General features: G+C 63.5%; 20 protein-coding genes and 1 pseudogene. 7 read left to right on the forward strand and 14 right to left on the reverse strand.

The features are described from left to right. Positions 1 to 28: 28 nt before the first annotated feature. A pseudogene (locus ACIPZ5_RS21730) lies at positions 29 to 1,048 on the forward strand (cache domain-containing protein); the annotation flags it as partial. A 6-nt stretch (positions 1,049 to 1,054) separates the two neighbouring features. Next, the gene (locus tag ACIPZ5_RS21735) at positions 1,055 to 1,912 is read left to right on the forward strand and encodes a methyl-accepting chemotaxis protein (protein ID WP_400810697.1); all 858 of its coding nucleotides are present in this window, start codon (positions 1,055 to 1,057) and stop codon (positions 1,910 to 1,912) included. A gap of 110 nt (positions 1,913 to 2,022) precedes the next feature. Here the strand turns inward: ACIPZ5_RS21735 and ACIPZ5_RS21740 are convergent, their stop codons facing one another. From ACIPZ5_RS21740 to ACIPZ5_RS21770, 7 genes are all read right to left on the reverse strand, one after another. Further along, on the reverse strand, positions 2,023 to 2,793 hold the full coding sequence (locus ACIPZ5_RS21740) for a class I SAM-dependent methyltransferase (RefSeq protein WP_400810563.1): 771 nt from the start codon (positions 2,791 to 2,793) through the stop codon (positions 2,023 to 2,025). Positions 2,794 to 2,957: 164 nt separating this feature from the next. Then, positions 2,958 to 3,875: a DMT family transporter gene (locus tag ACIPZ5_RS21745; protein WP_400810565.1), complete on the reverse strand. Its 918-nt coding sequence runs from the start codon at positions 3,873 to 3,875 to the stop codon at positions 2,958 to 2,960. 170 nt (positions 3,876 to 4,045) lie between these two features. Beyond that, positions 4,046 to 4,645 (reverse strand): TetR/AcrR family transcriptional regulator, encoded by a 600-nt coding sequence (locus tag ACIPZ5_RS21750; RefSeq protein ID WP_343596373.1) that lies wholly within the window; start codon positions 4,643 to 4,645, stop codon positions 4,046 to 4,048. Then, positions 4,642 to 5,265 (reverse strand): NAD(P)H-dependent oxidoreductase, encoded by a 624-nt coding sequence (locus ACIPZ5_RS21755; RefSeq protein WP_343596371.1) that lies wholly within the window; start codon positions 5,263 to 5,265, stop codon positions 4,642 to 4,644. The genes ACIPZ5_RS21750 and ACIPZ5_RS21755 overlap by 4 nt, the downstream gene beginning before the upstream one ends. A 365-nt stretch (positions 5,266 to 5,630) precedes the next feature. Next, the gene (gene gstA / locus ACIPZ5_RS21760) at positions 5,631 to 6,236 is read right to left on the reverse strand and encodes a glutathione transferase GstA (protein WP_400810568.1); all 606 of its coding nucleotides are present in this window, start codon (positions 6,234 to 6,236) and stop codon (positions 5,631 to 5,633) included. 130 nt (positions 6,237 to 6,366) lie between these two features. Beyond that, complete coding sequence (locus ACIPZ5_RS21765; RefSeq protein WP_261943590.1) at positions 6,367 to 7,668, reverse strand: nitrate/sulfonate/bicarbonate ABC transporter ATP-binding protein; 1,302 nt, start codon at positions 7,666 to 7,668, stop codon at positions 6,367 to 6,369. A gap of 9 nt (positions 7,669 to 7,677) precedes the next feature. Beyond that, complete coding sequence (locus ACIPZ5_RS21770) at positions 7,678 to 9,399, reverse strand: ABC transporter permease subunit (protein ID WP_343596365.1); 1,722 nt, start codon at positions 9,397 to 9,399, stop codon at positions 7,678 to 7,680. A gap of 213 nt (positions 9,400 to 9,612) precedes the next feature. On the opposite strand from ACIPZ5_RS21770, the gene ACIPZ5_RS21775 reads away from it, so the two are divergent. Next, positions 9,613 to 10,299, forward strand: coding sequence for an HD domain-containing protein (locus ACIPZ5_RS21775; RefSeq protein ID WP_400810570.1), 687 nt, complete (start codon positions 9,613 to 9,615; stop codon positions 10,297 to 10,299). Positions 10,300 to 10,301: 2 nt separating this feature from the next. On the opposite strand, the gene ACIPZ5_RS21780 is transcribed toward ACIPZ5_RS21775, so the two are convergent. Then, positions 10,302 to 11,072: an SDR family NAD(P)-dependent oxidoreductase gene (locus ACIPZ5_RS21780; protein ID WP_400810572.1), complete on the reverse strand. Its 771-nt coding sequence runs from the start codon at positions 11,070 to 11,072 to the stop codon at positions 10,302 to 10,304. A gap of 147 nt (positions 11,073 to 11,219) precedes the next feature. Between ACIPZ5_RS21780 and trbK the strand changes: the two genes are divergently transcribed. From trbK to ACIPZ5_RS21795, 3 genes are all read left to right on the forward strand, one after another. Then, positions 11,220 to 11,399 carry an entry exclusion lipoprotein TrbK gene (gene trbK, locus ACIPZ5_RS21785; RefSeq protein ID WP_085676025.1) on the forward strand — a complete coding sequence of 60 codons (180 nt, stop codon included), beginning with the start codon at positions 11,220 to 11,222 and terminating at the stop codon, positions 11,397 to 11,399. A 445-nt stretch (positions 11,400 to 11,844) separates the two neighbouring features. Then, positions 11,845 to 12,906: a Rieske 2Fe-2S domain-containing protein gene (locus tag ACIPZ5_RS21790; protein WP_400810574.1), complete on the forward strand. Its 1,062-nt coding sequence runs from the start codon at positions 11,845 to 11,847 to the stop codon at positions 12,904 to 12,906. Positions 12,907 to 12,961: 55 nt separating this feature from the next. Then, entirely contained in the window at positions 12,962 to 13,912 is a 951-nt protein-coding gene (locus ACIPZ5_RS21795) for a PDR/VanB family oxidoreductase (protein ID WP_400810576.1), read from the forward strand. A gap of 9 nt (positions 13,913 to 13,921) precedes the next feature. Here the strand turns inward: ACIPZ5_RS21795 and ACIPZ5_RS21800 are convergent, their stop codons facing one another. From ACIPZ5_RS21800 to ACIPZ5_RS21810, 3 genes are all read right to left on the reverse strand, one after another. Continuing rightward, the gene (locus ACIPZ5_RS21800) at positions 13,922 to 14,635 is read right to left on the reverse strand and encodes a GntR family transcriptional regulator (RefSeq protein WP_085676022.1); all 714 of its coding nucleotides are present in this window, start codon (positions 14,633 to 14,635) and stop codon (positions 13,922 to 13,924) included. A gap of 100 nt (positions 14,636 to 14,735) precedes the next feature. Next, positions 14,736 to 16,073, reverse strand: coding sequence for an MFS transporter (locus ACIPZ5_RS21805; protein WP_343596354.1), 1,338 nt, complete (start codon positions 16,071 to 16,073; stop codon positions 14,736 to 14,738). A gap of 305 nt (positions 16,074 to 16,378) precedes the next feature. Next, positions 16,379 to 17,365 (reverse strand): 5'-nucleotidase, encoded by a 987-nt coding sequence (locus ACIPZ5_RS21810; RefSeq protein WP_400810579.1) that lies wholly within the window; start codon positions 17,363 to 17,365, stop codon positions 16,379 to 16,381. A 90-nt stretch (positions 17,366 to 17,455) separates the two neighbouring features. Between ACIPZ5_RS21810 and ACIPZ5_RS21815 the strand changes: the two genes are divergently transcribed. After that, positions 17,456 to 18,076, forward strand: a complete 621-nt coding sequence (locus ACIPZ5_RS21815) for a LysE family translocator (protein ID WP_343596351.1) — start codon at positions 17,456 to 17,458, stop codon at positions 18,074 to 18,076. A 17-nt stretch (positions 18,077 to 18,093) separates the two neighbouring features. Here ACIPZ5_RS21815 and ACIPZ5_RS21820 read toward each other — a convergent pair whose 3' ends face one another. Genes ACIPZ5_RS21820 through ACIPZ5_RS21830 form a run of 3 tightly spaced genes read right to left on the reverse strand, consistent with a single transcriptional unit; the run spans position 18,094 to position 22,307 of the window. Beyond that, on the reverse strand, positions 18,094 to 18,414 hold the full coding sequence (locus ACIPZ5_RS21820; protein WP_400810581.1) for a YceK/YidQ family lipoprotein: 321 nt from the start codon (positions 18,412 to 18,414) through the stop codon (positions 18,094 to 18,096). Next, positions 18,414 to 20,855 carry a PEP-utilizing enzyme gene (locus tag ACIPZ5_RS21825; protein ID WP_400810583.1) on the reverse strand — a complete coding sequence of 814 codons (2,442 nt, stop codon included), beginning with the start codon at positions 20,853 to 20,855 and terminating at the stop codon, positions 18,414 to 18,416. The genes ACIPZ5_RS21820 and ACIPZ5_RS21825 overlap by 1 nt, the downstream gene beginning before the upstream one ends. Positions 20,856 to 20,864: 9 nt before the next feature. Beyond that, positions 20,865 to 22,307 (reverse strand): TIGR01777 family oxidoreductase, encoded by a 1,443-nt coding sequence (locus tag ACIPZ5_RS21830; RefSeq protein ID WP_261943601.1) that lies wholly within the window; start codon positions 22,305 to 22,307, stop codon positions 20,865 to 20,867. Between the last annotated feature and the right edge of the window lies 1 nt (position 22,308).

Below are 22,308 nucleotides of genomic sequence, written 5' to 3' on the forward strand. Positions count from 1 at the left end.
CTGCGCGGCCCTTTTTAGGGCCTAGATGATGAAATTCAGCCACAAGATTCTGTTGGCCGCTGCACTGGTTGTGGTCAGTGCCTTCGCTTCGTTCACCCTGTACAACCACATCTGGCAAAAGCGCCTGCTGGCTCGAGAGCTGCAAAGCCAGCTGCGCGAGGTTGGCGCCCTGGCCGCCGACAGCGTTCACAACTGGCTTGGCGGGCGAGTACTGCTGGTGGAAAGCCTGGCACAACGATTGGCCGCAGATACCAGCGAGGCTTCCGTCGAGCAGGCTTTCGACCAAGATGTACTGAAGAACACCTTCAACATGGTCTACCTGGCGCGCGCCGATGGCAGTTTCAGCATTCGCCCGCAGCAGGATATGCCCGCCGGCTATGATGCCCGCCAGCGCGATTGGTACCTGCGTGTGCAGGGGCGCAACGACAGCGTTCTTACCGAGCCCTATGTCAATGCCGCCACCCAGGAAATGATCATGGCCGCCGCCGCCCCGGTGGTGCGTGCCGGCGAGTTGCTTGGCGCGGTGGGTGCGGGAATGCCTATCGATACCTTGGTGCAGATCATTGGCAGCGTCGATCTGCAAGGAAAGGGCTATGCCTATCTGGTCAATGGTGCCGGGAAGATCCTGGTGCATCCACAGACCGAGCTGATCAACCGTCGTCTCGACGAACTGGACCCGGCGCACCCCCTGAAAGTCAGTCGTGACCTGCAAGAGCACGAGGTCAATGGCCAGGTTCGCCTCGACACCTTCGTCCCGGTACCCGGGCTGCCGGCTGCCGATTGGTATATCGGGCTATCGGTCGATCGTGATCTGGCCTACCGGCAGTTGCGCGACTTCAGCGGCTCGGCCTTGATCGCCATGCTGGTGTCAGTGCTGCTGGTGATGCTCGCCCTCGGGGTGTTGCTGCGTATGCTGCTGAAGCCGCTGTCACGCATGATCGTCGCCATGCAGGACATTGCCGCCGGTGAAGGCGACCTCACCCAGCGCCTGCCGGCCACTGGCCGTGACGAACTGGCCCAGTTGGCCCAGGCCTTCAACCTTTTCGTCGAGCGCATGCAGCGCACCATCGGGCTGGTCGCCACGGGTTGCGTCGGTGTCGATGACGGTGCGCGCAGTGTGGTCCAGGCCAGCCAGGCTACCCTGCGCCAGTCAGGCGAGCTGGTGCAGCGTAGCGACACGGTTGCCGCGGCCATTGAGCAATTGGGCGCCGCCGCCGAGGAAATCGCCGGTAACGCCGCCAATGTTTCGCTGCAAAGTGCTGCGGCGCGCAAGCAGGCCGAGCAGGGCCAGCGTATTCTGCGCGATGGTTCCACGGCACTTGATGCGCTCGCGGCCCAAGTTGAAACCGCCCGTGCGAGCATGGAGCAATTGGGCGGTCAGACCGAAGCCATCGGGCGTATCCTTGAAGTGATCCACAGCATCGCCCAACAGACCAATTTGCTTGCGCTAAACGCAGCCATTGAAGCTGCGCGAGCAGGGGAGTCTGGCCGAGGTTTTGCGGTAGTGGCGGATGAGGTTCGTCAACTGGCGCATCGCAGCCAGGGGTCGGCCCAGGAGATCCATGACATGATCGAATCGCTTCAGCTCGGCGCCCAAGCGTCGATTGCCTCGATGGTTGCCAGCCATCGGCATGCCGAGCACAGCGTAAACGTCATTGCTCAGGCCTGCGGGGGGATTGAGGCGGTTATCGAGCGTTTGGCCGATATTGATGCAATGAACCAGTCCGTTGCCGCCGCCACGGGTCAGCAGCGCGCGGTGGTCGAGTCGATCAGTCGCGAAGTGGGCGAAATCGCGACGCTCAATCAGCATGTTCAAATGGGCCAACAGCAGACGCTGGACGTTTGCAAAACGATGGATGTCAGATCGGGTGAATTGCGCCAGATGGTGGCAGGCTTCTGCATCCAGCGTTAGTGCGTTCGATGGTTGTCGGTGGCCGCACTGTTCAGCCTGCAAGGCGAGCGCGTGCTATGGCGTCATCTTCACGAAACCTGGGCTGCGTGACGTTCCGAACGGACTGAGCTTCAGCCGAGTCGATGGCAGAGGTACGCCTGGGTCTGATAGGGGAACGCGATGGTTTCCCGGCCCCGCAGCGCCGGATGCGTCTGGATCAGTTCGCGCAGCTGCCGGGTAACCTCGGCCTTGTCCGCAGGTGGCAGGCTGGCGATGAAACTGACCGACAGGAAGCGGTCCATGATCACCGTTTCGGCGCTGCCGAGGTGAGCGTGCTCGAAGCAGGTCAGTTCCGGCGTCGCGAAGCCGGAGCCGTCGAACGCGGCGCGCCATTGGCCGGTATGAAAGCGCGGTGTATTGCCTTCGTAAGGGGTGATGATCCGGGTAATCGCCGCGACCCAATCGACCGACTCGTCCCGTACGTTCCACACCAGCCCCAGGCGCCCGCCGGGCTTGAGCACCCGATGGATCTCTGCCAGTGCCTGGGCGTCGGCGAACCAGTGGAACGCCTGGGCGCACAGCACCACGTCGGCGCTGGCCGCGGGCAAGGGTATTGCCTGGGCTGTGCCGGCCAGCACCTCGATGCCGGGCACGCTCTTGGCGAACTCCCGGCGCATCGCATCGACGGGCTCGACGGCCATCAACCGGTCAGTCAATGGCAGGAGCTGGCGGGTGAATTTGCCGGTGCCAGCGCCAAGGTCGATCACGCGGGTTTGCCTGTCGATCATCAGCCGCTGTTGCAGCCAGGTGGTCAAGGCTTGAGGGTATGTGGGCCGGCCTTGGGCGTAGGTATGGGCCTGGCTGGAGTATCCGCTCTGGGCTGCGTCATGAATGGAAGGCATGCGGGGTAGCTCCTGACAGGGCTGGGGATGAGCGGATTATAGAAACCCTGCGGTGGTGTGAAGGTGAAACGCTCCTTCGTGGGCTTGCACCCTAGGCAGGCCCACCAGTGGCTATCAATCGCCAGAGAAACTGCAACTGGCTGAGTTAGGTTGTCCAAGGGGGCTCATTCGGTGGACGGTACCGATACTTTGCTGCCTACGCGGATTAGCTCATTAGAGAAACACAGGCCAACGAGGATCAGTGCCGCACCCGCGTACAGGCTTTCTCGCGGTATTTCATTGAGCGCTATAAAGGCCAGCAGTGCGGCGAACAGTGGCTCTGTCAGCTCCAACGCTTGCACTTGGGATGGTTTGAGATACTCGATTGCCTTTGTGGTGCAGAAGAAGCCCAGAATTGTCGGCAGCGTGGCGAGCGCCAGCAGTGTGGCGATCGTCAGCGGCGATAGCTCGCCCGCTGCGAAACCATCGGTAGCCGCCGGCATCAGGAGGTAGAAGCTGCCAAAGAACAACAATTGCCGGGTGAAATGCAGCCCTCCCGATACACCCATGCGCTTCATGGCAACCGAAAAGGCCCCATAGCCGCCTCCGCCAATCGCAGCAAGTACCGCGCCTTGCAGCGTGAAGCCTTGTTCCAGGTCGGCGCCAAAAATCACCGTAATACCGGCAATCGTCAAGCCGGCGCCCATCATGGTGTTGGCTGTGATGGGATCGTGAAGGAAGATGCGCCCCAATAGAATCGAGGAAATGGAGGCGCTCGCCATCAGAATGATGACGACGCCGGCCGCTGCATAATGGCTGTAGGCGGCAGTTTCAAAGTGAAACAACACGAATATTCCGAGAAACGAACAAATGGCTGCAGGTAGCCACCTGCCAGGGGACGCGGGTCGTTTCAATAATGGCAGGAGAACTGACAACAGCAGGCAGCCGAGAGCGGTTTTGATCAAGGCGATGCTGCTCGAGCTGAAACCCACGCTGATCAAGAACTTGCTGAGTACACCGATGGTTGCATTCAAGGATGCGGCGCAGAGCGCAAACAGGATGCCTTTGCCTAGATGAGATCGCACGATGATGTTCCCTTTCATTGTCTTTAGCGTGGGCAGAGCGCATGTCGCTGAAAATGGCTACCCATCGGCGCAGGGTAATGTGTAGAGCCTGCTCTATAGTCAAGGATCTTGTTGCTGTGAGTATTGGCGAGCTGGAACGGCGGAGTGGAGTTGGCCTGAGCCTTTCGCCCCATGGCAGAAACTGATTTCTAGGCGCCGCGTTGAACCACCTGCAGGATACTGAGTCGCAACTCTTCTTTTGCCTCATGCTCAGCGATGTCGCCTGATACCGCAGCGTCCGACAGCGCATCTGCGGCCCCTAACATCGCCCAGAGGCTGGCGTTGGATACACCAACCGGCCCAGTGAAAGGCGCAAATATCTCGGCGCATTTCTTGAGCAGGGCCTTTTGGTAGTGGCGTTTGACGATGACCAGCTCTGGCGAGCCGCCAAGGGCCGCCAGGACGCCCTGGATCTCGCGCCCCTGTGTCATCACGCAATCGACATAGGCGTTGGCGAAAACCCTCGCCTTGTCCTGCACCGTAGGCTCAGCCGCTGCGACAGCATGATCGAAGAGGGCGGTTTGGCGAATGTCGAAGTCTTCATACAGTGCAGCCAATAACCCATTTCGGGTTCCGAAGTGATCGTAGACCACCGGCTTGGTGACGCCTGCCGCCTCAGCCAGACGACCGAGCGTGAGAGAATCGGTACCCTCGTCGTTGATCAACGCCCAGGAGACTTCCAGCAACTGGCGTGCACGGGCTTCCCGGGTCAGGCGCCGGCGCGAAGGTACGGGAGTTGGCGACGTCATGCGCAGGTTTGCCCCGCTGTGGCTGGTTCCTGGGGAGCGAAGATACTGGCACCGATCCTTTGCGCTGTGTGCAGATGAGCCTGTGCATAGTCACCATCCGAGGGAAGCAGTAGGCAGGAGCTGCGCACATTTGCGCCACAGTAGTCAAAAATCCCGTGGTCTATCTGGGCCTTCATGGCGGGTGTATAGCCGTGTCGCATGTAGGTGCCTTCATCGGCACCGCCGATGGCTACCAAGTGCACCTGCAAGTGCCCCAATTTCTTTACCAACTTGCCGTTGCTCATCTCCTCATAAGCCCAGCCCTGCGCAAAGACGCGGTCGATCCAGCCCTTGAGCACGGCAGGGAATGACCACCAGTAGATCGGGTAGACGATGACCAGGGCGTCCGCCCGATCAAGTCGTTCCTGTTCTGCGGCAACGTCAGCGGGCGGGGCAGACTGCTTGAGAAATAGTCCGTGATCCGCCAGGTTGAAGCGCGGATCGAAACCCTCGGCAATGAGGTCAGCAATTTCCGCGCTGTGTCGGGAGTCCGAAGCGGTGATGCTTTGCGCGATGCGCTGGGCAATGGCATGAGTCAATGAATGGGGATTGGGATGGGCGACGACGATCACGCTGTGCATGGTTAGCTCTCCGAGTGTCAGATGAGTAGCTCGCTTAACCCTCAAGAGCCACTCTCTATATACTGAAGGTAACTTACCAAAGGTAACTTGTCTACGCGTGAACTGTCTGTGCCTGACCCGTTGTTCCCCCCCTTTGCGAGCAAGGCGCGGGGGCGATCGGCGCCACCGCGGTCTCGGCCAGGATAGGGAGGCTTGCGAACTGGAAAGCGTCGTTGCTCAGCACGCAGGTCAACGGCATGCTGAGGAACGCTGTGATGACTGACGTGAAATGGCCAGCGGATTCAGGGATCACATGGATCAAGCTCGCCGAGATCGATTTGATCATTCCTGTGCCAGGCATGATCCCGACGAAGATGCCAGCGGCGTCAGATCAGTCCTTCAGCCTGCAGGGTCTTCTGCACGGCCGGTCGGCTGGCTACGCGCTTCTGGAACTGCGCCACAGTCGGCCAGGGCGTAAGGTCAATGCCCAGCATGGGCGCCCAGTTGACGATGGTGAACAGGTAGGCATCGGCCACGCTGAAGGTATTGCCGGTGAGGTAGTCCTTGCCTTGCAAGGCCTTCTCCACAAAGCCCAGGCGTTTGCCGAAGGTATCGAGGGTCCTGCTCTTGGCCTCTGCGCTGATGCTGGGGTTGAACAGGGCTCCGAGGGTCTTGTGCAGTTCGGTGCCGATGAAGTTCAGCCATTCCTGCACCCGCACGCGCGCCAGCGAGCCCGCCGCTGGCAGCAGGTTGGCCTGGGGTTTCTGCTCGGCAAGGTACTGGACGATGGCCGGGCCCTCAGTCAGGACTTCGCCGTTATCCAGTTGCAGGGCTGGCACGTAGCCCTTGGCATTGAGCGTGTAGAAATCCGCGCCGCTGGCGGTGGTGTGGGTCTTGAGGTCGACTTTCTCGACGGTGTAGGGCAGGTCCAGTTCGTTGAGTACGATGTGCGGCGAGAGTGAACAGGCACCTGGCGAATAAAAGAGCTTCATTGTCTTCTCCCATTGCGTGGGTCAGCCGCGGGGCGGCAGCGAGGTGAGGCACTGTGCAGCATTCAGGTTATGCCACCTGAGCGGGATCTCAAGCCAGCCAGTGACCAGCGGCAAGTGACTGCCAGCCGAATCACTGCTCACCCAGCATTTCCCGCGCCAGGGTCAAGCGGCGGGTGTGGAAGTCGTACGCATAGAGTTCGGCATAGCGCCCCCACTCGATGGCCACCTTGAGCACGCGCTCGGCTTCCTCGGCGTCCATGTATTCGGTCAGGCGGTCGAGCACGGTCTTTTCCAGCAGGCCGGCGGGTTCCAGGTGAAGGCTGTCGAGGATGTAGCCGATCAGCGATACACGGCCCTTGCACTGCCGCGCGAAGAGGTCCTGGCGCCGCGCCTGGCGGGCGGCGACGTAGTGGCGGCCCTGGCGCGTGAGGCGGATGTCGCCCTCGATCACCTGGGCGAAGCCGAGCAGGCCCAGGGCCTCGTAGATCGGGAACAGCACCTCGTCGGGCAGCTCTGTTTCCTCAGCCAGGTGCGGCAGGTCGGCCTCGCCGTTGAACGGCTCGCCGGCGATCAGTTCGAGCACGCTTTCCATTCGCGCGATGTCGGCGCCGGGCAGCCGGTAGCCCAGCTCCACCGCCGGCGGCGCCCCAGCGGCGGCGATGGCTTCGGGGCGCTGGGTCATCAGTGCGTAGACCTCGTCGACCAGCGCGCGGACCTCGGCAGAATCGGCATTGCGCGGGCGCGGCAGGTCGATGTGCAGCTCCGAGCGCACCCGGCCCGGGTCGCTGGAGAGGATCAGGATGCGGTCGGCCATCATCACCGTTTCCTCGATGTTGTGCGACACCACCAGGATGCTGCGGGTGGTGATGCGGTGCTCTTCCCAGAGTTCGAGCATGTCGTCGCGCAGGGTTTCGCCGGTGAGCACGTCGAGCGCCGAGAAGGCCTCGTCCATCAGCAGCACCTCGGGGTTCATCACCAGGGCGCGGGCAATGCCCACGCGCTGGCGCATGCCGCCGGACAGTTCGCGCGGCAGCGCACCGCCGAAACCGGCCAGGCCGATCAGCTCCAGCGCCGCGCCGGCCAGGCGCTCGCGCTCGGCCGGGGTCACGCCCTGGGCTTCCAGGCCGAGCTCGACGTTCTGCTGCACGGTCAGCCAGGGGAACAGCGCGAAGGTTTGGAAGACCATGGCCACGCCGCCCACCGGCCCATGGATCGGCCGGCCATGGTATTTGACGGTACCGCGGTCGGCGCCGACCAGGCCGGCGATGATCCGTAGCAGGGTCGACTTGCCCGAGCCGGAGCGGCCGAGCAGGGCGACGATCTCACGCTCGCGCAGGTGGAAGTCGACGCCTTCGAGGACGGTGCGCGGGGTGCCGTCGGAGGCCTGGAAGGCCTTGCTCACGCCCTTGAGTTCGATCAGCAGTGGTTTCATGGCAGGTCCTCAACGACGGCTTTCGGCGAGCAGGTACAGGCGGCGCCAGAAGAAGCGGTTCAGCAGCATCACGTAGATACACATCACGCCGATGCCCAAGGCTATACGGTGGAAGTCGCCGGCGTCGGTCATCTGCTTGATGTAGCTGCCCAGGCCGTCTGCCACCAGTGAGGTGTCGCCCCAGCTGACGTACTCGGCGACGATGCTGGCGTTCCACGAGCCGCCACTGGCGGTGATGGCGCCCGTGACGAAGCTGGGGAACACCGCCGGCAGGTACACGCGTTTCCATTTCAGCCAGCCGCGCAGGCCAAGGTTCTCGGCGGCCAGGCGCAGTTCGTAGGGGATGCTGGCCGCGCCTGCGACCACGTTGAACAGGATGTACCACTGCGTGCCGAAGACCATCAGCGGGCTCAGCCAGATGTTCGGGCTGAGCTCAAAGTGCACCAGCAGCAACACCACCAGCGGGAACAGCAGGTTGACCGGGAAGGCGGCAAGGAACTGCGCCAGCGCCTGGACCTTCTGCGAGTAGCGAGGGCGCAGGCCGATCCAGATCGACAGCGGCACCCACACCAGCGAAGCAAGGCCGATCAGCAGCATCACCCGGCACAGAGTGATCAGGCCCAGGCCGAGCACATGCAGGGCTTCGCCCCAACCGACGTCCTGGTGCACGAACAGCCCCAGGCGCAAGAAGGCGAAGGCGCAGGCCAGCACCAGGATGAGGTCCCAGGCCCGCGGCCACCAGGCGGGCAGGCGCAGCCACTGGCGCCGTGCCACGGTGCCGTCGCGGCCCCCGGCAAACCAGCCCATGGCGTTCTGCAAACCCATCGCCAGCCACCCACTGAAGGCGCTCAACCAACGGCTGCGACGGGCCACGTCAAGCACCCAGGAACGCTGTGCGGTGTCGCCCTGGGTGTCTTCGAAGCGGAAGCGGTCGGCCCAGGCCAGCAGGGGGCGGAAGAACAGCTGGTCGTAAAGCAGGATGCCGGTGAGCATCGCGCCGATGGCCCAGGCAATGGCAGCAAGGTTGCGCTGGTCGATGGCCACGGCGATGTACGAGCCGATGCCGGGCAGCTTGATGTCCTGCCCCGCCACCGAGATGGCCTCGGCGGCGACCAGGAAGAACCAGCCACCGGACATCGACATCATCATGTTCCACAGCAGGCCGGGCATGGCAAAAGGCAGCTCCAGGCGCCAGAAGCGTTGCCAGGCCGAGAGGCGGAAGATTCGCGCGGCCTCGTTCAGTTCGGGCGGCACGGTGCGGAACGACTGGTACAGGCTCAGCGCCATGTTCCATGCCTGCGAGGTGAAGATGGCGAAGATCGCCGCGCATTCCACGCCCAGCAGGTTGCCCGGAAACAGCGCAATGAAGGGCGCGATGGCGATGGCCTGGAAGCCCAGGATGGGCACCGACTGGAGTACGTCCAGCAGCGGGATCATGGCTTTCTCGGCGGCGCGATACTTGGCCGCCAGCGCGGCGAACACAAAGGCGAACAGCAGCGAGAAGCCCAGCGCGATGAACATCCGCAGGATGGTGCGCATCAGGTAATAGGGCAGGTTGACCGGATCGAGGGAAATCGGCAGCGCCTCGCCGACCACGAACGGCCGGCTCATCTGCATGGCGCCATAGGCGGCGAGCACCAGCAAGACCAGCACCAGCGGCAGGAGGATCCAGTCCCAGCGATTGGGCGCGGCGTCACGCAGGCCTGGCGACGGGTTGAACAGGCGGGCCATGAACAGGTCTCGATCGTCAGGATGTGGAATGGGCGGATGCCACAACGTGAGCCAGTATGGTTCACGTGGCTGGCAGGTCAATGTGTCGAAAGCGGACGGTCAGATGGAGGTAGCCACGCTGTTCGGATAAGGTTCGGTTGTCCGAAATGGAATGTCACGTGAAGGCACGAGGGTCATGGGTAACTTTTTTGATAAGTATGGAATGCACTTCAGATGACTGGTGAAACATTTGCCCCTTTCCAGGCCCTCGCCGCCGCGTTGCTGAAAAGCCTGCCGGCTGGCCTGCAAGACGGCTCCCATGATCTGTCCCATATCCATCGCGTGTGGGTCAACGCGCAGCGGATCCAGCGGGTGGAAGGCGGCGATCTGGAGGTGCTGCTCGCTGCGACGGTGCTGCATGACTGCGTCGCCGTGGAAAAGAACTCGCCACTGCGTGACCAGGCATCGACGCTGTCCGCGGACAAGGCTGCGTCGATCCTGGCTGGCGTGGGCTGGCCTGCGCAGCGCATCGAGCAGGTGGCACATGCCGTCAAGGCCCACAGCTACTCAGCCGGTTTCGAACCTGAGACGCTTGAGGCCAAAATCCTTCAGGACAGTGATCGGCTGGATGCCTTGGGTGCGTTGGGTATTGCCCGGTGTTTCTACACGGCTGGGCGAATGGGCTCGGCGTTATACGACTTCGAGAACCCCGGTGCGCAGGGCAGGGCGTATCGAGATACGGCCTATGCGATCGAGCACTTTCAAACCAAGCTGCTGAAACTTGCCTCAGGTTTCACCACCGGCGAAGGGGCTCGGCTGGCTGCCGAGCGCCATGGGCGGCTCGAGGCATTTCTTGCAGATTTCATGGAAGAGGTGGGCGCGAGCCAGGGCAACGCTGTGTGCGCTGACGGTTGCCGATAATCTCACCATTCAATCGCTCGCCCGTCCCACGCCCAGAACCCTCCGCTGTCCGTGGGCCCCAACCGTTCCACCTGCTCGATGACGCATTGCGCCGCGAACGCAGGGTCAAACAGCTTGCCCTCTGGCACATTTCCTTGAAACGGCCGCGATAGCTGCGTGTCGGTGGTTCCGGGATGCAGCGCCAGCACCGTGGCCGCCGGGTTCAGCCGCCTCAGCTCGATACTTGCCGTGTGCAGCAGCTGATTGAGCGCTGCCTTGCTGGCCCGATAGCTGTACCAACCCCCCAGGCGGTTATCGCCGATCGATCCAACTCTGGCTGACAGCGCGGCAAAGGTGGCGGGCTCCTTGCGCAGCAAGGGCAACAGGTGTTTGAGCAGCAGTATCGGTGCGAAGGCATTGGTCGCGAAACTCGCCTGCAGGCCGGCAAGATCCAGTTGTGCCAATGATTTTTCTGCCTTGGCGCCGTCCTGCTGGAGGATGCCCAAGGTGCTGATGACCAGGTGAAGGTGGTCGCAGGCATGCCCAAGCTCAGCTGCCAGTGCCGCGAGCGCTTGTTCGTCTCGCGCGTCGCAATCCACCAGCACCAGGCGCTCGCCGTGTTGGCTAGCGAGTTCTGCAAGCGCCTCATTGCCCGTGGCGTTGCGTGAGACGGCCCAGAGCCTGGCCACCTCATCATCGGCCAGCAATGCCGTACACAGCGCCAAGCCTATGCCTCGGCTTGCGCCGCCTATCAGGACATTGGCTTGGCCATTCAGGTTGGGTATCAGGCTCATGCAGTACCTCACGCGGCAGTGGGCAAAATCAGCTCGATCGTTTGTTGGATCAATGTCAGTCTGGCATTGAACTCGGCCTGTGACGCGCTACGCTTTGGGCAAGAATCCTTTCTTTGCCAAACCTCCGCCTTTCAATGGAGTGAGCAAATGATTCGCAAACCCCTGCTTGTGATTGTCATCGCTGTCCTGCTGGCGGGCTGTGGCGATGATTCTTCCCACTACGCGGTGTCCGATGAACACTGCCAGCCCGATCGTTTGAAGACCCTCCCCAACAATCCCAACCGGGATACGCTGGTCGAGAAGTGCATGCCTCGGCAATCCCCCTGAGGCTGCAGCCAGGGTTTTGCGGCCCATCGTCGGTCCGCTCTCATAGCACTGCACGCATTGAATTAGCAGGGACACTGTGAGAGCTACTGTCTTGCTCAATTTCTAAAAGCTGGCACGGTCCCTGTGGGAGCGGGCTTGCCCGCGAACACCGGCGCAGCCGGTGCCATGCACCGCGTTGGATTCTTCGCGGCTAAAGCCGCTCTCAAAGGTATGCGGACCGCTTGCGAACCCAGTTCTCTACGCGACAGCGCAGCCCCAATGGCCTCCCTGTTCAATGGCCTTTCAGTATCGATGCCGAGTCGCGACTGGCATTGAGTAAGCCTTCGAAAAACGCCATTTTCATTTCTGTGGATCCACAAAAATGGTTATCCAATGATTTGAATTGACTTTTAATCGTTTTATGCCTTTCAATGGATCCACAAAAACAAAATCCATGGAGAGCTTCATGTACCCGAAAAACGCCTGGTATGTCGCCTGCACACCTGACGAAATTGCCGAAAAGCCCTTGGGTCGGCAGATCTGTGGCGAAAAAATGGTGTTCTACCGTGGCCTTGAGAACCAGGTCCACGCGGTCGAGGATTTCTGCCCGCACCGTGGCGCGCCGCTATCTCTGGGCTATGTCGAAAATGGCCAGCTGGTTTGTGGCTACCACGGCCTGGTGATGGGGTGTGACGGCAAGACCGTGTCGATGCCCGGCCAGCGCGTTCGCGGTTTCCCGTGCAACAAGACCTACGCCGCCGTCGAGCGGCATGGCTTCATCTGGGTATGGCCGGGCGACCAGGACAAGGCCGATCCCGCCACCATCTGCCACCTGGAATGGGCCGAGAACGAGCAGTGGGCCTACGGCGGCGGCTTGTTCCACATCAAGTGCGATTATCGCCTGATGATCGACAACCTCATGGACTTGACCCACGAAACCTACGTTCACGCTTCCAGCATCGGCCAGAAAGAGATCGATGAAGCCCCGCCGGTGACCACGGTCAATGGCGATGAGGTGGTCACTGCCCGGCACATGGAGAACATCATGGCCCCGCCGTTCTGGCGCATGGCCTTGCGTGGCAACAACCTGCCTGACGATCAGCCGGTCGACCGCTGGCAGATCTGCCGTTTTACCCCGCCCAGCCACGTGCTGATCGAAGTGGGCGTGGCCCTGGCCGGCAAGGGCGGTTACGACGCAGCCCCCGAGCACAAGGCATCGAGCATCGTGGTCGACTTCATCACCCCGGAGACTGAAACCTCCATCCACTACTTCTGGGGCATGGCGCGCAGCTTCAACCCACAGGATAAGGCCTTGACGGCCAGCATCCGCGAAGGGCAGGGGAAGATCTTCAGCGAAGACCTCGACATGCTCGAACAGCAACAGGCGAACCTGCTGGCCAACCCGCAGCGCAATCTGCTCAAGCTCAACATCGACGCCGGTGGCGTGCAGTCGCGCAAGGTCCTGGAGCGGCTGCTCGTCGAGGAGCAGGCGCAGGTGACGCCGCAGTTGATCGCAACTGCCCAGTAACCCCCTGTCGATGTCGCGCACGGCCACCGCAGTGGCCGTCTACGGAAGGTGCACCATGATTGAAGTTGTCGTTAATTCCCGAAACCACGAAGCCGAAGGCATCTGCAGCTACGAATTGACCTGCGCCCAGGGCAACCCCTTGCCCGCGTTCAGCGCCGGCGCGCATATCGACGTGCACCTGCCCGGTGGGCTGGTGCGCCAGTACTCACTGTGCAACCACCCCCAGGAACGCCACCGCTACCTGATCGGCGTGCTCAATGACGCCGCTTCACGCGGTGGTTCGCGGTGCATGCACGAGCAGGTCCAGGCCGGGCAACGGCTGCGCATCAGTGCGCCGCGCAACCTCTTCGAGCTGGTGCCAGGTGCCACGCGCAGCCTGCTGTTCGCCGGAGGAATCGGCATTACGCCGATACTCTCTATGGCCGAGCAGCTGTGGCTGCAGGGCGACCTGTTCGAACTGCACTACTGCGCGCGCTCAAGCGAGCGGGCGGCGTTTCTCGAACGCTTGGCCGGCGCGCCATTCGCCAGCCAGGTGCACCTGCACTTCGATGAAAACCCCGAGTCACGTCTGGATGCGGCGCAGGTGCTGGCGCGGCCAGGGGCTGATGATCATCTGTATGTGTGCGGCCCGGCCGGGTTCATGCAGCATGTGCTGGACACTGCCCGCGACCAGGGTTGGCCCCAGGCGCAACTGCACCGGGAGTACTTCGCCGCCACACCGGTCGACACCGGCAACGATGGTGCGTTCTCGGTCAGGCTCGGCAGCACCGGGCAAGTGTTCGAAATCCCGGCGGACAAGACGGTGGTCCAGGTGCTGGAAAGCCACGGGGTGTCGATTGCCGTTTCCTGCGAGCAAGGGGTGTGCGGCACCTGCCTGACACGGGTGCTGGACGGGGTGCCGGAGCACCGCGACCTGTACCTGACCGAGGACGAGCAGGCGGCCAACGACCAGTTCACCCCATGCTGCTCCCGCGCCAAGTCCGCAGTGCTGGTGCTGGACCTGTAAGCCAGCAGACTAGTCGCTTCTGGAAATCACCTGTACCCCGCCCGCTGCGCTGGCTGCACCAAACACTTCGGCGTAGCGCAGCGTGGCGTTGGCGTGTTCACGCATGATGCCTTCGGCGCGCGCGCCCTGGCGGCTGCGCAGTGCATCCACCAGCGAGTGGTGCTGCATGTGGGCGAAGTTGAAGCGGCGATACTCGCGCGCCATGTCGTGGCGGTCGAAGGCCAGCGCCGACACGGAAGCGAAAGGGCGATGGTCATTGCGTGCCAGGGCCTCGGCAATGGCAGGGTTGCCGCTGCTTTCGACGATCACCTGGTGAAAGCGCAGGTTCAGGTCGTGGAAGCGCTCGAGGTCTTGCTCGGTGATGTAGCCCTTGTCGAACAGCGCGTCACCCTGATCCAGGCATTGCTGAAGCGTGGCCAGGGCCTCAGGTGCCAGGCCGCGCTCGGCGCACTGCCGCGCCGCCAGGCCCTCCAGCACACCGCGCACTTCCACGGCCCCGGTGATGTCCTCGACGCTCAAGGCCCTGACTTGAAAACCCTTGCCACCGTGGCGCACCAGCAGGCCTTCCTGCTCGAGAGTGCGAAACGCCATGCGCACCGGCATCCGTGAGACGCCGAAGCGCTCGGCAGTAGGGACCTCCATCAAGCGCTCGCCACCAGCCAGTTCGCCGGAAGCGATCATCTTGCGCAGGGCGACCAGGATGGTCTGGCCGTGTTTGCTCATTGCAGGCGACCTCGGAAAAGAGGCCGCCATGTTAGCGCAACGAATCAAGGCTGTGCAGGTAGGGCAGCGCGGGTTGCATGCCGCCCCAGGGCCGTCAGGTTCAGGCGTTGGACAGTGCGCTGGGTTGACGCGCCTCGGGCCGAGGGTTGAACAGCAGCAACGCCGCTGCGGCGATCACGAACACCACGGCGAACACGCCATACAGGTGCAAGGGTTGCCAGCCATCGTCAAGCAGCAGCCCGGCAATGCTGGGCGAGAGGATCGCACCGATGCGGCCGATGCCAATCCCCCAGCCCACGCCAGTGGCGCGCACCGACGGGCCGTAGAGCATCGGTGACAGCGCATACAGCCCTGCAACGCAGCCATTGGCGGCCAGGCCGATCAGCAAACCCAGCGCCAGGGCGAATGTCACCGAAGTGGCCGTGCAGGCAAACAGCACCAGCAGCCCGGCGGTGACCAGCATGAACAGCGAGAGTACCGTTGCCAATCGCCAGCGCGATGCCAGCAGGCCGATCAGTGCCGCGCCGACGATGCCGCCGACACTGAGCAGCACCCCGCCGCTGACGCCCTGTTGGGCGGACAGCCCGGCGGACGCCAGCAATTTCGGTGTCCAGCTCATGACGAAGTAGAAGCCGGACATCACCAGGAAGAACAAGCCCCATAGCAGCAGGGTGGTACCCCGTGCCTCGGCGCTGAGCAACTGCAGCAGGGCGCTGCGCTGGGCTGCCGGTGAGGCCGGTGCGGCAGGCGGAAAGGCGCCTGGGGCAGGCTGGCCGAGCTGGATGGCCAGGCGGTCGAGCTTTGCCACGCCCTTGGCCGGGCGTTTGGCCAGCAGAAAGTCCAGCGACTCGGGCAGGCACAGCATGACGACCGGCAGCGTCGCCAGGGTAGCCCAGCCGCCGACGGTGAACACCGAGCGCCAGCCGAAGTGGGTCAGCAGCCACACCGACAATAGCCCGCCGAAGGTTGCGCCCAGGGCATAGCCGGTTGACTGCAGGCTTACCGCCAGGCCGCGCCAGCGCTTGTTGGCGTATTCGCCGGCGATGACGTTGCTGCTGGCCAGAATGCCGCCGATCCCCAGCCCGGTCAGCCCGCGCAACAGCGCCAGCTGCAAGGGCGTCTGGGTGTGTGCGGACAGCAGCATGCCGATGCCGGAAAGGGCCAGGCAGCACAGGATCAGCGGTCGCCGACCGAAGCGGTCGGCCCAGGGCGCGATGAACAGCGAGCCTGCTGCCATGCCAAACAACCCGGCGCTCAGCAACAAGCCGACCTGCGCGCCATTGAGGTTCCATTCGCTGGCGACCGACGAAGCGGTAAATGCCATCACCAGGACATCGAAGCCATCGATCATGTTGAGCACGATGCACACACCGATGGCCAGGTACTGGAAGGGGCGCATGGGGTGTTCGTTGATCACCTCTCTCAGGCACTGATTCATGGCTGCACCTCGGTGGCAGGGGCAGCAGGGCAGAAAGGCGAAGGCAGCCACCCTGGGGCGGCTTGGGACGGTTCGTACATGGAAGCACCTTTGTTCTTGTGATCGGTATTGGCTCGAGTGCCAGCACGTCAGGTGCAAATCAAAGCTTTTTGTGGATCCCTACATCAATAGGTCGGCCAAGCGACTTTGCCGTTCTAGAGACTTGATTTCATTTTTATTATTAAAAATTCTTTTAAATCAATGAGTTACATTCGTTTTCCTGGCAATAATTCAGTTCGATTATCGAACAGAGAATGATTGCTGATTCATGGATCCATTTTGAGGGGGTCAACCCCTGTGGCAGGGGAAGAGTGGCGCTTCTGGGGGCCGTTATTCGCCACCCCGAATGGCACATGCACCATGGGTAGATCCCCCGCCGCCGAATACAGGTGACTGCGCTGGTCATCAAAGAACATATGCGGCTTGAGAATCTGCAGCACTCGCTCTTTTTCCATCCCTCCGAGGAAGAATGACTCGTCCGGCGAAACCCCCCAGTTCTTCAAGGTGGTCACCACTCGCTCATGGGCCGGCGCATTGCGCGCGGTGACGATGGCGATGCGCAGGATGCGCTTGTACGCGGGGTCCTGCGCCAGCTTGCGGTCTTCGAGCTGGCGGATCAGCGACAGCTTCTTGTAGAGGTCCGCCAAGGGGCCTGGTTGATGCGGAATCGCCTTGCGCTCACGTTCATGGGCCTGGAACTCATCCAGGTTCAGGCGCTGCTTGTAAACGCTTTCCGCCTCGTCATCGGCAATCACGCCATCGAAGTCGAAGGCCACCCGCAGCTCGGTGTCGATCTCGTCATCGTAGATCTTGCTCGGCAGCACCAGGCCCGCCGGGTAGTCGGCATCGATCGCTCGCTGCACGTCGCCTTCATGGGCGCTGAGGAACAGCGAGGCGTTGAACGCGGGGATGTATTCGTACGGCGAACGACCGGACATGAACGCCGCGCGGGTGATGTCCAGGTTGTAATGGTTGATCGAACGGAACACCCGCAGACCGGTTTCCGGCGAGTTGCGCGAGAGCAGCACCACCTCCACCGGCAGTTGCTCGGGAAAGGCCTTGTTGATGCTCAGGAAGCGGCGGATGAACGGGAAGGCCACGCCCTTGGGGAAAGGCACGTCGAGGTTTTCTTCCTGGTGCAGGCGATACGCTTCGACGCCCTCGGACTGGTAGATGCTGTCGGAGACGGTCAGGTCGAACAGGGCGCTGGAAGCGACGCCGACGACGAGTTTCTGTTCGATGGGGTAGGGCATGGGCTGTCCAGAGAAAGGCGGGTACCAGCCACCATGATAGGCCAACGCCATGCTAATCTGCGCCAGCGTTCCTCCAAGGCCAGATCCCGCATGCCCATCGTCGACAACCTGATCGCCTTTACCCTGGCAGCCACGCTGCTGACCCTGACCCCAGGCCTGGACACTGCCCTGATTCTCAGGACGGCCACGGTAGAGGGGCGCAAGCAGGGCATGCGCGCTGCCCTGGGCATCAATGCAGGCTGCCTGCTGTGGGGCGCAGCCGTTGCGTTCGGCCTGGGTGCATTGATTGCGGTATCAGAGCTTGCCTACAACATCCTCAAGTACTGCGGGGCTGCCTACCTGGCCTGGCTTGGCGTCAACATGCTCCTGCGCCCACGGCGATCGTTGGCACCCGCCGGGGAGGAAGGCCAGCGCACTGCCAACTGGTTCCTCAAGGGCATGCTGGGTAACTTGCTCAACCCCAAGGTCGGGATCTTCTACGTGTCGTTCCTGCCCCAGTTCATCCCGCAAGGCCAGCCCCTGGTGGCCTGGACCTTCGGCCTGGTCAGCATCCACGTGGTGCTCGGCCTGCTGTGGGCGATGGCGCTGATTGGTGCGACTCGGCCGTTGGCGGCGCTGTTGCGGCGGGGCAAGGTCATCCAGTGGATGGACCGTGCGACCGGCCTGGTATTCGTGCTGTTCGCGGCTCGGCTGGCGTTGGGCAAGCGATAGGCGCCCAGCGCAGAGACCTACATGACGTTGATCGAACCATCCAGATCGCATTCCCGGTGTTCACCACCCATGTCCTCTGGAAGAAACGCGGTCAGGTCATAAGGCAGCAGCACCGTGTCCAGCGCAAAAGAGAAGGGCACGTCGATCAGGCCAACCCAGCCACCAGCGCCATTCTGAGTAGCAAAGTTCCAGCCCAAGCGTGTGCCCGGATACACGCAGCGCTCGCCATCGAGGTGAATGAGCGTACTCCAGCAGCCACTCAACAACAGCGGCAGGGTGAGCACCAGGCATTTGGCAATCCTTTTCATAAGCTCCGTCACACCTTCCGTGTCGTTCATCAACGCGCTTCAACCAGGCGCAGTTCACCATCCCGGTACTGCACCTCGCGCCCCAGCCATTCACTGCTCACTTGCGGCAGCACCGCCGAGGGCTTGCGCAGTTCGCGCAGCAAGGTCGAACCGTGGGACAACCGCCCACCCATGCGCGCAATCACTGCCCGCGCAGCTTGATACTGAGCATGGCGGCCAGGGTCGAGGCTGTCTTCGAGGAGGATGTCCTGGCCCAGGATGCCTTGCACCTGGCCGGGATAGATCATGAAACCGCTGGCCTGTTCGCTGCCCTGGCTGCCGTCCTGCCAGAAGCTGCCATCGCGGCTGCGCACGTCTGGATGTGGGGCGAACCAATACGCACGCTCCGCTTCAGGCATGGCGTGGTGCACGCGGAAAAATATCCGCATCAGGTTGTCGCGGTACCACTCGCGCACTTGCAGGTAGTAACCACGCAAGCCGGGCAGGCCAACGCGGTGCGCAAGTGTCACGGCATGCGGCCAGGCCGGCATCGGCTGCAGGGGCAGTTCGGTCGGCGCCGGGCGCGGGGTGCCGGGGTCCGTCTCCCAGGGCAGGCGGTGGGGGCTGTGCTGCAGGTCGTCGTAAGCGGTCGGTGGCCGGCCCAGCCAGGCCCCACCGCTGCTGGCCAGGGCCGTGGCGATGCACAGGTTGCCTTGCACCACGAAGACGTAGAAGCGGCTGAACCAGTCCGCCAGTTGCTGGCCGTCGGCAGCGGCCGCCTGCAGCTGTGCCAGTTCCTCGTCGAAGCGTTGCAGGCCGGGGGCCAGGGCTTGCAGGTGGTTGCGCGCTGCGCGTTGCATATGCCACAGGCGCGGCAGCGAGCGCAGCAGGCGTGCCGGCCGCCAGGGCAGTGCCGGGGTAGCGCCGCCAACCTCGCCAGCGTAGCTGGCGGCAGAGATGCCCCAGTCGGCCAGGCGGGCGAGGAACAGGTCGTTGTTGATATAGGAGGCGCCACCGAACACGGCGGTGAAGGGCTCGTTGTCCTGCAGCACGCGGCTGTCCCAGCGCGCCATGATCGCCGGGATGCTGGCAGCGGCGCGGCGCTGGGCATATTCGACGAAGCGGCTGGGCTGGGGTGGCAGGATCTCGGCGATGTTCGCCGAGGTCAGGTGGCGGCGCCAGCCGTGCTCGCTGATCGGGCGGTACTGCAGCAGCCACAGTTGCTGGCCGTCCCAGGCCCATTCGATGTCGCCGGGCACGTAGTGGAACACCTTCAGCACGGTTTGCAGGAAGTCCCACAGCGCAGTGGCTGTCAGGCCGTGCAGGTCGGTGAACTTGCCGCTTTGCCAGGCGGGCCCCAGGCGCGACAGCGTCGCGCGCAGGGGTGTGGCCTGGCCGTCGGCCAGGGCTTCCAGGTGGCCTTCGAGCCACTCCAGTTCCACCGACAGGTGGCGCACGAAGGCGATACCAGACACCTTCGGCGCGATGAAGCGCTGTACCACCACTTCCTCGACGCCGGCTTCACGCAACTGGCTGACGCGGGCGGCGACGGCATTGCCGGGCACGCGCAGGTAGGTGGTGCTCAGGCCGGCGTTGGCGGCATCGGCCTGGTCCTCGCCGTAGCTGGACGAGCGCACTGCCCACAGGGCGTGCGGGGCCGAGGCGAGTAATGAGGCGAGGCGCGGGTCGTTGCCATTGTCGAGGCTCAGGGCTTCTGGCACGGCCTGGCCGGCAAGCGCCGCCAGCCGCAGGCGGCCGCCTTTGGTGTGGGCGACAAAGCCTTGGCTGCCCGATTCCAGCCAGGCGGCGAATGCTGCGGGTGCGTCGATCCAGGGGTAGTGGCCCCAGCCGGGTTGCAGGCTGATGCGCAGGTCGGCGCGGGCGAGGATCGCCGACCAGGCGGCCGCCTGCGCAATGCCCAGCATGCGGTCGTGGTCGCCCCATACCAGCTCGACCGGGTCGGTGATCCATTCCAGCAGCGGCAGCGCGGTGTCGGCACGCAGCTGTTCCCAGGACGGCACGAAGGCCCGGCAACGGGCGTAGCCGGCGCCCATGCGCTGGTACTGCGCCGGCGTCCAGCGCTGGCTGGAAAACTTGCCGGCGAACCAGTGCGGTTTATGGCTGAGCAGCCCGTGGATGGCCTTGCGCAGCGGCAGCGGCGACATCAGTGCCGGCAGGCGCCGCTGCCAGAGGAAGGCGCCGACCGGGGCCAGCAGCACGCTGCGGCTGAAGTGCCCCGGGCGACGCTGCAGCGCATGCAGCACGATCAGCGCGCTGACGCCAACGGCCATGATCGCGTGACCGCGTTCGGTCAGGCTGAGCAGCGCTTGCGCGTACGCGTCCAGGCTGGTGCAGGGCGGCGCGGGGTTGTCGCCGAAACCCGGCAGCTCCAGGGCCTGCACCCGGTAGTGCAGGAAGTGCGGCAGGGCATCGTCCCACCAGTCGGCGGCGCTGCCGTTGCCGGCCAGCAGGTACAGCAGGGGCTTGTTCATCGATGCTCCTCAGGCCAGATCACGCAGCGCGCTGTCCAGGGTCGGGTACTGAAAGCGGTAGCCGGCTTGCTCCAGGCGGCTCGGCAGCACGCGCTGGCCGTCGAAGAACAGCTCGGCCATTTCACCGGCCAGGGCACGCACTGGTGCTGCCGGGATATGCAGCCACACCGGGCGTTTGAGCAACCGGCCGACAGCCTGGGCGAAAGTGGCCTGGCTGACCGGCTCGGGCGCCACCAGGTTGTAGGTACCCTGCATGCTGCTGTCGGCCATGGCGCGCGCCATCACTGCCAGCACATCGTCACGGTGCACCCAGCTCATGACCTGCCGGCCATCGCCCATGCGCCCGCCCAGGCCCAGGCGAAACGGCATCAGCAGGGGCGTCAGCGCACCACCCGGGCCGAACACCACGCCCAGGCGCAGCACCACCTGGCGGGCGCCCAGGGTGCTGGCCGGGCTGGCCGAGGCTTCCCAGCGATCGCACAATTCGGCCATGAAGCCATCGCCTTTGCTGGCGCCTTCGTCCAGTGGCTGGCTAGCGTCGCGCACACCGTAATAACCGATGGCCGAGGCCTGGATCCACAGCGCCGGCTTGTGCCTGGCCTGGCGCATCCAGCGCAGCAAGGCCTCGGTAGTGCCGACCCGGCTGGCGAGCAACTGGGCCTGGCGGCGTGGCGTCCAGCGTGGCCCGGCGACGGGGGCGCCAGCCAGGTTGATGACCACATCGAAGCGTTCGTCATGGCCGAGTTTGTCGAGGCTGCGCAGGCAGCGGGCGCGGCCGTCGAACAGGTAGGCGGCGCGCAGTGGGTCGCGGGCCAGCACGCTGACGCTGTGCCCGGCATCGAGCAGCTGGTTGACCAGGGTTTCGCCGATGAATCCCGTGCCGCCGGTGACCAGTACCTGCTTGTAGGCACCTCCGGCAAACGGGTTGGCCGGCTGCCCCTGGCGTTGCATGCGCAAGGTTGCCAGCGCATCGCGAATGCCCGACGCGGTCACGCCGAGGGCGAACAGCGTCAGCAACCAGCCGCGCCAGCCGAGGTCGATGGCCACCAGGCCGCTGGGCAGGCTCGACCACTGCAGCAGCTGCAGGCCGTACAGGGCGAAGAAGGCGCCAGCGTTGATCGCCAGCACGGTGTGCATGATGCGCTCGATGGCAGGCAGCTTGCGGCTGCGGTCCTCGACCACGAAGTCCCACAGCGTCAGGCCGATTTCCAGGGTGAAGACCACCGCCACGATGACCGCCCAGGCACCCTGGAAGGCCACATGGGCGATGCCCAGGAACAGGATGCCGTAGCAGCACGAGCGCACCGCATGGATCGCCAGCTCCAGCCGCGCACTGTAGCGCTGGGGCAGGGCCACGGTCAGTTCATGGTGGTAAAGGGTGTCCAATGCGCCCAGCAGGCCTTGGATCAGCAGCAAGTTCAGGGCCCAGTTCAGGATCGGCAGTTCAGCCACG

The sequence above is a fragment of the Pseudomonas sp. NPDC089428 genome, assembly GCF_044749325.1.
Lineage (GTDB): Bacteria > Pseudomonadota > Gammaproteobacteria > Pseudomonadales > Pseudomonadaceae > Aquipseudomonas.

Coding starts and splice junctions, on each gene's coding strand:
- ACIPZ5_RS21735 (WP_400810697.1), top strand. CDS start 1,055: ATGCAGCGCACCATCGGGCTGGTCGCCACGGGTTGCGTCGGTGTCGAT.
- ACIPZ5_RS21740 (WP_400810563.1), bottom strand. CDS start 2,793: ATGCCTTCCATTCATGACGCAGCCCAGAGCGGATACTCCAGCCAGGCC.
- ACIPZ5_RS21745 (WP_400810565.1), bottom strand. CDS start 3,875: ATGAAAGGGAACATCATCGTGCGATCTCATCTAGGCAAAGGCATCCTG.
- ACIPZ5_RS21750 (WP_343596373.1), bottom strand. CDS start 4,645: ATGACGTCGCCAACTCCCGTACCTTCGCGCCGGCGCCTGACCCGGGAA.
- ACIPZ5_RS21755 (WP_343596371.1), bottom strand. CDS start 5,265: ATGCACAGCGTGATCGTCGTCGCCCATCCCAATCCCCATTCATTGACT.
- gstA (WP_400810568.1), bottom strand. CDS start 6,236: ATGAAGCTCTTTTATTCGCCAGGTGCCTGTTCACTCTCGCCGCACATC.
- ACIPZ5_RS21765 (WP_261943590.1), bottom strand. CDS start 7,668: ATGAAACCACTGCTGATCGAACTCAAGGGCGTGAGCAAGGCCTTCCAG.
- ACIPZ5_RS21770 (WP_343596365.1), bottom strand. CDS start 9,399: ATGGCCCGCCTGTTCAACCCGTCGCCAGGCCTGCGTGACGCCGCGCCC.
- ACIPZ5_RS21775 (WP_400810570.1), top strand. CDS start 9,613: ATGACTGGTGAAACATTTGCCCCTTTCCAGGCCCTCGCCGCCGCGTTG.
- ACIPZ5_RS21780 (WP_400810572.1), bottom strand. CDS start 11,072: ATGAGCCTGATACCCAACCTGAATGGCCAAGCCAATGTCCTGATAGGC.
- trbK (WP_085676025.1), top strand. CDS start 11,220: ATGATTCGCAAACCCCTGCTTGTGATTGTCATCGCTGTCCTGCTGGCG.
- ACIPZ5_RS21790 (WP_400810574.1), top strand. CDS start 11,845: ATGTACCCGAAAAACGCCTGGTATGTCGCCTGCACACCTGACGAAATT.
- ACIPZ5_RS21795 (WP_400810576.1), top strand. CDS start 12,962: ATGATTGAAGTTGTCGTTAATTCCCGAAACCACGAAGCCGAAGGCATC.
- ACIPZ5_RS21800 (WP_085676022.1), bottom strand. CDS start 14,635: ATGAGCAAACACGGCCAGACCATCCTGGTCGCCCTGCGCAAGATGATC.
- ACIPZ5_RS21805 (WP_343596354.1), bottom strand. CDS start 16,073: ATGAATCAGTGCCTGAGAGAGGTGATCAACGAACACCCCATGCGCCCC.
- ACIPZ5_RS21810 (WP_400810579.1), bottom strand. CDS start 17,365: ATGCCCTACCCCATCGAACAGAAACTCGTCGTCGGCGTCGCTTCCAGC.
- ACIPZ5_RS21815 (WP_343596351.1), top strand. CDS start 17,456: ATGCCCATCGTCGACAACCTGATCGCCTTTACCCTGGCAGCCACGCTG.
- ACIPZ5_RS21820 (WP_400810581.1), bottom strand. CDS start 18,414: ATGAACGACACGGAAGGTGTGACGGAGCTTATGAAAAGGATTGCCAAA.
- ACIPZ5_RS21825 (WP_400810583.1), bottom strand. CDS start 20,855: ATGAACAAGCCCCTGCTGTACCTGCTGGCCGGCAACGGCAGCGCCGCC.